The sequence below is a fragment of the Mesorhizobium sp. M7A.F.Ca.US.005.03.2.1 genome, assembly GCF_003997795.1.
Classification (GTDB): Bacteria; Pseudomonadota; Alphaproteobacteria; order Rhizobiales; family Rhizobiaceae; genus Mesorhizobium; species Mesorhizobium ciceri.
The window spans coordinates 1-6,727 of record NZ_RZRP01000305.1 but is presented as its reverse complement, the minus strand read 5'-3'; the positions used below and the strand labels follow the sequence as shown (position 1 = coordinate 6,727).

Annotated in this window: 6 protein-coding genes and 1 pseudogene; 4 read left to right on the top strand and 3 right to left on the bottom strand. The window is 62.3% G+C overall.

What is annotated here, in order from left to right; all coding sequences use genetic code 11:
- The coding region (locus EN991_RS18010) for an OmpA family protein (RefSeq protein WP_164769161.1) at window positions 1-999 on the top strand (999 nt) is incomplete at its 5' end.
- A 334-nt stretch (window positions 1,000-1,333) separates the two neighbouring features.
- Here EN991_RS18010 and EN991_RS18005 read toward each other — a convergent pair.
- A complete protein-coding gene (locus EN991_RS18005) occupies window positions 1,334-1,639 on the bottom strand; it encodes a GlsB/YeaQ/YmgE family stress response membrane protein (RefSeq protein WP_127369240.1) in 306 nt (101 codons plus the stop codon).
- A gap of 179 nt (window positions 1,640-1,818) precedes the next feature.
- On the bottom strand, window positions 1,819-2,220 hold the full coding sequence (locus EN991_RS18000) for a hypothetical protein (protein WP_245460995.1): 402 nt from the start codon (window positions 2,218-2,220) through the stop codon (window positions 1,819-1,821).
- Between the two features lie 452 nt (window positions 2,221-2,672).
- Between EN991_RS18000 and EN991_RS40955 the strand changes: the two genes are divergently transcribed.
- Window positions 2,673-2,930 (top strand): hypothetical protein, encoded by a 258-nt coding sequence (locus EN991_RS40955; protein ID WP_245460994.1) that lies wholly within the window; start codon window positions 2,673-2,675, stop codon window positions 2,928-2,930.
- A 695-nt stretch (window positions 2,931-3,625) separates the two neighbouring features.
- Window positions 3,626-3,766: pseudogene (locus tag EN991_RS17985) on the top strand (phosphatidate cytidylyltransferase); the annotation flags it as partial.
- A gap of 15 nt (window positions 3,767-3,781) precedes the next feature.
- Here EN991_RS17985 and EN991_RS17980 read toward each other — a convergent pair.
- The gene (locus EN991_RS17980) at window positions 3,782-5,776 is read right to left on the bottom strand and encodes an AI-2E family transporter (RefSeq protein ID WP_164753945.1); all 1,995 of its coding nucleotides are present in this window, start codon (window positions 5,774-5,776) and stop codon (window positions 3,782-3,784) included.
- A 229-nt stretch (window positions 5,777-6,005) separates the two neighbouring features.
- Here EN991_RS17980 and EN991_RS17975 point away from each other — a divergent pair.
- Window positions 6,006-6,727 (top strand): histidine kinase dimerization/phosphoacceptor domain -containing protein (locus tag EN991_RS17975; RefSeq protein ID WP_127369238.1); only part of this gene is annotated, 722 nt, incomplete at its 3' end.

The following is a 6,727-nucleotide window of genomic DNA, read 5'->3' as shown; positions in this document are numbered from 1 at the left end:
GCAGAGGCCGGACCACCCCCTGCAGACGACAAGTCAGCGCAGCAGGAGATCAAGCCGGAGAAGATCGTTCCGGTGACGAACGAAAAGGGTACCCGCCGTGAAAAGGCGCCTGATACCCAAGCGCCGGAACGTCCGAAAGGCGCCGATGTCCTCACGGAAATTGGCGGCCGGGTCATCATCCAGTTCAACAACCAGACGATAGTCGAGAGCAACGAAGCACCGCGCATGAACCGTGGTGCCAAGGACGTGTATTATGAGGATCTGCCGGGCGGCCGCACACGCGAGACGATCGTTCGCGACAATGGCAACCAAATCGTCACCATCCGCAACCGCAATGGAGACGTCATCCAGCGCTCCCGCATCACCCCCGACGGCCGCGAGTATGTGTTGAGCTACGTCGACGAGAGGTATTACCAGGACGTGCAGGATTGGCGCGACCCTGGAGATGACTTGCCACCGATGCGGCTCACCATCCCGCGCAAGCAATACATCCTGGAGTCGGATTTGGTAGAGGATTCCGACGACTACTACACCTTCCTCGAGCAACCGCCGGTGGAAAAAGTCCAGCGCCTCTACTCGGTCGACGAGGTCAAGCGCTCGGCGCGTGTGCGCGATATCGCCCGGCGCGTTGATCTCGACACGTTGAATTTCGAGTCCGGTTCGGCCGCGATCTCGGACAGCGAAGTCAAAAAGCTGCAAGGGGTTGCGGACGCAATGGAGCGCCTGCTGAAGAAGAACCCGGCGGAAACCTTCTTGATCGAAGGCCACACCGATGCTGTCGGTAGCGACAATGCGAACCTGGCGTTGTCCGACCAGCGAGCCGAGGCAGTTGCCGAGGCCCTCACCAACGCCTTTGGCATCGCGCCAGAGAACCTGACGACCCAAGGCTACGGCGAGCGCTATCTTAAGGTGAACACGACAGGGCCCGAAAGACAGAACCGCCGCGTCGCTATTCGCCGCATCACGCCGCTTGTGGCGCCCATCGCCAGCGCCAACTAACCAGGACAATCTCGCGATTCGGTAAAGCTCGCCGAATCGCGAGACCGTTACCAGCCAAGGCGCCGGCTCTAATCAAAATGGTGGCCGGCGCTGGTGGTTGAAGCGGGATTTGAACGTTCCCGGAATTTACCCGCTGGCTGCGTAGTGCGCGCGGAGCTTGGGCGTCCGGAGGTAATCAAGCATGGACATCGCAGCGCGCTTGTGTCGGCCGCCCATTCGTTGGATCCGTGGAACGTTGAGCGTCGCATTGACCCGCCGCTAAATGCAGCTTCATCTGAAGCCGTGCAATCAGATTGCGGCCGTCCTTTGAGACGATATGGCCTCGAACCCCGGGCTAGCGCCACCGACCGGATCGGCCCCTCCATCCGCCCCCGAGACGACCGCCGCCAGAAACCAACCGGATGATTAGGAGAAGAACAATCGCCCCGAGGGTGGCATTAACGATCAAGCTTATCGTTCCGCTCCCGAGATGGACGCCTAGGCGGGGCAGCAGCCATTCCCCGATGAACGCGCCGATGATTCCGATTGCGATGTCCCCGATTAGACCAAAGCCAGAGCCCCGCACGATCTTTCCGGCCAACCATCCGGCAATAAGGCCGACCACCAATATGACTATGATGCTCTCGTTCGTCAGATGCATGGTGATCCTCCGGGCCCTCGTTTTGGCTGCGCGATTCCATGTCTGCAACCAGCAACTGGTTCCATAGCCGATCCTCTATCCCAACGAAAGCCAAAGCGCGTCTGTCGTTCGACGCGACCGCCGTGGGACCCAAAGCAATAGGACAATCGACAGCATGATCATCAAATTGCGACCGCTACTTATCGAACCGAGTCAGGGATCAACTTCTGGAAGATCCTTTCGTTCTTCGCCCGCCATGCTTCATCGGCGAGCCACAGATATTCCTGGTCGGGCATCAACGGAACGGCGTTCACATCGGCACTAGAGATGCGCAGGTAAAAGCTGTTTCGCTCCTCATCGACTTGCAGATACCGAAGCGGGACGACGATGCTGTCTTTTCCAGCGATGAAAAATCCGCCTGAGGCAATGACCGCGTAGTCCCATCGGTCCTTCGTCCCGATTACAACGTGCGAATTTCGCCATCGATCTTGTCGCCCGAGCCGAGGGATCTTCAACGTCAGAATCTCGTCGCGCTGGCTTGCGGTGACTCGCCATCGCTGGTCGGCACGGCTGCCTAAGTGGCCGTCGTTGCGGCTCGGCAACAGCCGACATAGCCAGCGCCGGCCGTAGGGTGGCGGCCGAACGCAGGCTTGTCGCTGGGACTCCCCGCCGCGCTTGGAAGCATAGGTTTCACGGCCTCAATGGAAGCGCCTCTGCCGCGACTAGCCTGGCCCGATCCAAGCTTCTTCCCGGCTTGTAGGGCGCGGCATCTGTCCGAGATGGCGGGCGCTGCGCATCCTCAGCCGCAGTCGCTGTCGGCTGACAGGGGACCTTTCATCCTGACACAAATGCGCAAACCGGCGTGTTACGGTCTGATGATGTTACGTCACCGTTTCGAGTGCCCCCAAGCAATGGAGAGTTCGCCACGTCCAGGATCAACCGTCGCGCTTGGCTCTTCCAATCCAGCAGTGCAGTCGTCACCTCGACGGTTGCGGCAACTGCAGTCGGCATGGAGCCGCCGGGCCAAGACCCAGAACCGTCCGACAATATGCGAATGCTGATTGAAGTTCACAAGGCAGCATACTTGTCCTTCGGCGAAGCCTTGCACGGAATAGCCGGTGGCAAAAGCGACCCCGCTAGAGCCAGCCGGGAGGAGGAGAGGGCGCTGCTCGCCATCTGCAGCTATGCTGCGGTTCGGGAAGGGGATCGCCTGGCCAAGGCCCAATATATTTTAGAGATCGAGGCGCGCGGCGAACTCGATCTCGCCGAGCATGTGCAGGCTGTTCTCCGATCGATGATGTGGAAGGGATGATCCGGCGGCACGGGGACGGTCAGCTGCTTAACGACTGGCATGCTGAAGGGTTTCGGGTGCCGTCGGGTGCACGAAGCCTCTCATGCCGGAACCCGGGGTCCGGGCGCGGTGAGCTATGGGGATTTTTGTTTCGGGGTGTGCCGGCGTCTATCGCGGACACCCGCAGGGGCACTGATGGCTGGTCGAGCATGCGGCTTCTGGGCGAGGTCGGAGAGCTTCTTGCGGTGATTGCGACGGGCTTCACGTGCCTGACGACCGGCGCCATAGGAGGCGCGCATACCTTCCCGTTGACCCGCGCCGGCAGGGCGCCGTCGTACGAGGAAGCGGGGCCATGCCGGGTCATGAGTCGTTCTCCCGGTTTGTCGCTGTTTGGCTTGGCGGTCCGCGCGGTTGCCGGCACCGGTCGAACACCTCTATTAGATCATACGCCCGCCGCAGCACGGGGACTGCGGGCGGAAGGCGTCCGGTTCCGCCGGCGGATCGTTCGTGACGGAGGCGCAGCCGCGAGCAGGTGGCGGGCTAGCGCGAGGCAGTCTCGCGAGAGCCGCCTGCGAGCAAGCCATAGTGGCGGATGCGATGGAACTCGCGCGGCAGACATGGAGCAGGAACCGGCGGATGAACTCGTCTGTGGCGAGCGTCATGACCTGCTGGCGGTCGGTGCCGTCGCGGCGACAATCCTTCTAGCGGAAGGTGACGCCAGCCGCTTCGAAGACGATCAGGGCGTCAAGGACTGAGGCCACCTGATCGAAGGCCGTGGCCGCATGAGGGACCGTGCCGATAGCCTGGTCTTCGCCGCGCCGTTGTTCTTCCATACGGTGTGCCATTTCTGGACGTAAGGGGCGCTGGCGGCCTCAGCTTGCAACCGCAAGCGGCGCTTTCTTCGCGACGGGCGGCCGCCGGCCCAAGCGACGCTTGGCTGCGAGCTTGAGCGCGACCGGCGGCCCCCTGGACAGGGCGCCACGCACTGCGTCGACCATGCTATGCGCCACGAAGTCTGCATTGATGTCATTGGCCAGCTTGGCGGCCGCCTCCTTGTCGTCGTTGCCGGCCTCCGACCAGAATATGATGCCCACCCGCAGAGCGACCTTGGCGCGCTTCAATCGGCGAACCAGAAAGCGGGCGTGCTTGACGGAATCCCGGTTCAGGAAGCCGACCACGACGGTGTCGACAGCGTCGAGTTCGAGGCGACGAATGCTCGCCGGTTCCATATCGGCGAAGCTCGCCCTCGACACAGTGGCGCTCTGGACTTCGAGCACCTGCGCCAGCATGGCGGCGGCGGCATCGTCGAGTTCGCCACGCCCGCCGGCACAAAGAACCGACATGTCGGTGCCATCGGGCAGTTGGGGATCGGTCTCACCCTCTCCCTCCGCCTCTTTTGCCGCATCCGCGCCGGCATCCCCGGTCGCGGCCGGCTCATCGTCCTCAGCCGCCTCCTCCTGGGCGCTGTCGGCGAGATTGGCCACGAGCATCTGGGCGCTGGCCGCCACTTGCCGCCGCTGCTGGTCGCCCATTACGCCACGGATGCGGTCCTGCTCGCCGAGCAGAAGCGCCGGAATGGCGACCTTGTCGTAGAATTCGACCAGATATTTTTCCTCCAGAATTTCCTCGGCATGGTCGGTGGCTTCCTCAGGATCGCTGGCCAGCAGCCGCTGGTAGAGCCGGGCATGAGGCTCGAGCACCGGCTCATTGCCAAACAGCACGTCGAGGAATTCGAACTGCGGCACGTGCCTGCCGAGTACGACGAGGCAGACCGTGAGCGGCGTCGACAAAACCAGACCCAATGGCCCCCAGAGCCAGGTCCAGAAGATCGCCGCGACAATGATGGCCAATGGCGAGAGCCCAGTCCGCGAGCCGTAGAGCCAGGGCTCGATGACGTTGCCTGTGATCATCTCCATCGCTACGAAGAGCCCCGCAGTCCACAGCACCAGCGACCAGCCAGGCGCGACGGCCAGCGCCAGGAACAACGGCAGCAGCGCGCCAATGACCGGGCCGATATAGGGAACAAAGCGCAGTGCCAGCGCCAGCAATCCCCATAGCAGTGCATTGGGTATGCCCAGAACCCACAGTCCGACCGTGATCGGTATGGCGTAGACGATGTTCACGACCATCTGCATAAGCAGATACCGGCCGACCCGCTTGCCGGCCTCCTGGAGCGCCTCGGTGGTTCGGTGAAGATCGCCATAGCCGACAAGCCGGATGAAACGATCGCGCAGGTCCTCGCGCTCCAGCAACATGAAGATGACGACGATGACGATCAACCCTGCCGACGCCAGCGGACTGATCAGCGGGCCGACCAGATTCTGCAGAACCTGGAGCGGCTTTTCGCGCGCGACGACCTCCACTGGCACCGGCTCGCGCCGTGGCTTGTCCGCGGCGGCCTGTGACGGCTCCTGCCTGTCAATCTCCTGGCCGACGCGCTCGATCACCCCGCTCAGTCTGGCAACGATCCCTCCGCCGACGCCGGTTTCCTTGAGGGACCTGACCTTGGTCAGGATGTTTGCCTGATAGAGCGAAATATTCTGCGCCAGTTCGCTGACCTGCGTGGCGACAACAAAGGAGAACAAGGCAAGTGCCGCGAATGCACCGAGCACACTGACGATGACGGCGGGAAGGCGGGGAATGCCGGCTCGCTTCAGGACGGAAACCACAGGGGCGAGCGCGAAGGTCAGCAGCAGCGCGATGGCGATCGGCAGAAAAACCTCGCGCCCGAAATATAGCGCAGCCACCGCCGTCACGATGGTAGCGACGGTGGGCAATGCCATGCGCGGGTGGACGTTAGCAGCGGAAAGTATGCCAGCTAGCCCGGGTTCCGACGGCTGCGTGCCGGTTCGACGATTGGCCGCCACTTGATGCCTCCACACTGCCACTGCCATGATCAAGGATATTTAGCTGGCGTGCAACTGTTGCATCTTCGCGCATGGGCAGCCCGACGACGCGCTTGCCAGCCCCAACAGGAAAGCCGGACGGGCAATTTGTGGTGATGCGTCAGCTCGATTCATTTCGCGACATAGGTCCGGCAATAGTATAGCGATGTTTCCGAGCGGAGGCAGAGCGCCTCCAGATCGGCCACAAGCCTTGTTCCATCCTATCGCCAATATCGAAGACGCGCAGACGCTGGCGCAGGCGATCGTCAACACGATTGCCGAGCCCTTCCTCGTGCTCGATGAGCAGTTTCATGTGCTGGCGGCCAGCCGCTCCTTCTATCAGACTTTCAAGGTCGACCCCGAAGAGACAAACGGCGCCCTGCTCTATGCGCTCGGCGACGGCCAATGGGACATCCCGGCACTGCGCCTGCTCCTGGAGACCATCATCCCTGAGAAGACCGCGATGGACGGCTTCGAGGTCGAGTGTGATTTCCCCAATATCGGCCAGCGCACGATGCTGCTCAACGCGCGCAAGGTGCTCTACGACCACAGTTCGGCCGTCACCATCCTGCTCGCCTTCAACGACATAACGGCGCGCCGCGTCATCGAGCGGGAGAAGGAAGAGCTTTTCGGCCGCACCGAGGACCTGCTGCGTCAAAAGGATGTGCTGCTGCGCGAGATGGAGCACCGGGTTGCCAACAGCCTGCAGATCATCGCCAGCATCCTGCTGCTGAAGGCGCGCTCGGTCTCCTCGGAGGAGAGCCGCCAGCACCTGAGGGATGCCCATCAGCGGGTGCTGTCGGTGGCTGAAGTGCAGCGTCATCTCCATACCTCGGCGGGTATCGACGAGATCGATGTCGGCTCCCATTTGCCGAAAATGTGCAGCAGCCTGGCATCGTCGATGGTCGGGGATGCCCAGCCGATCAAGGTCAA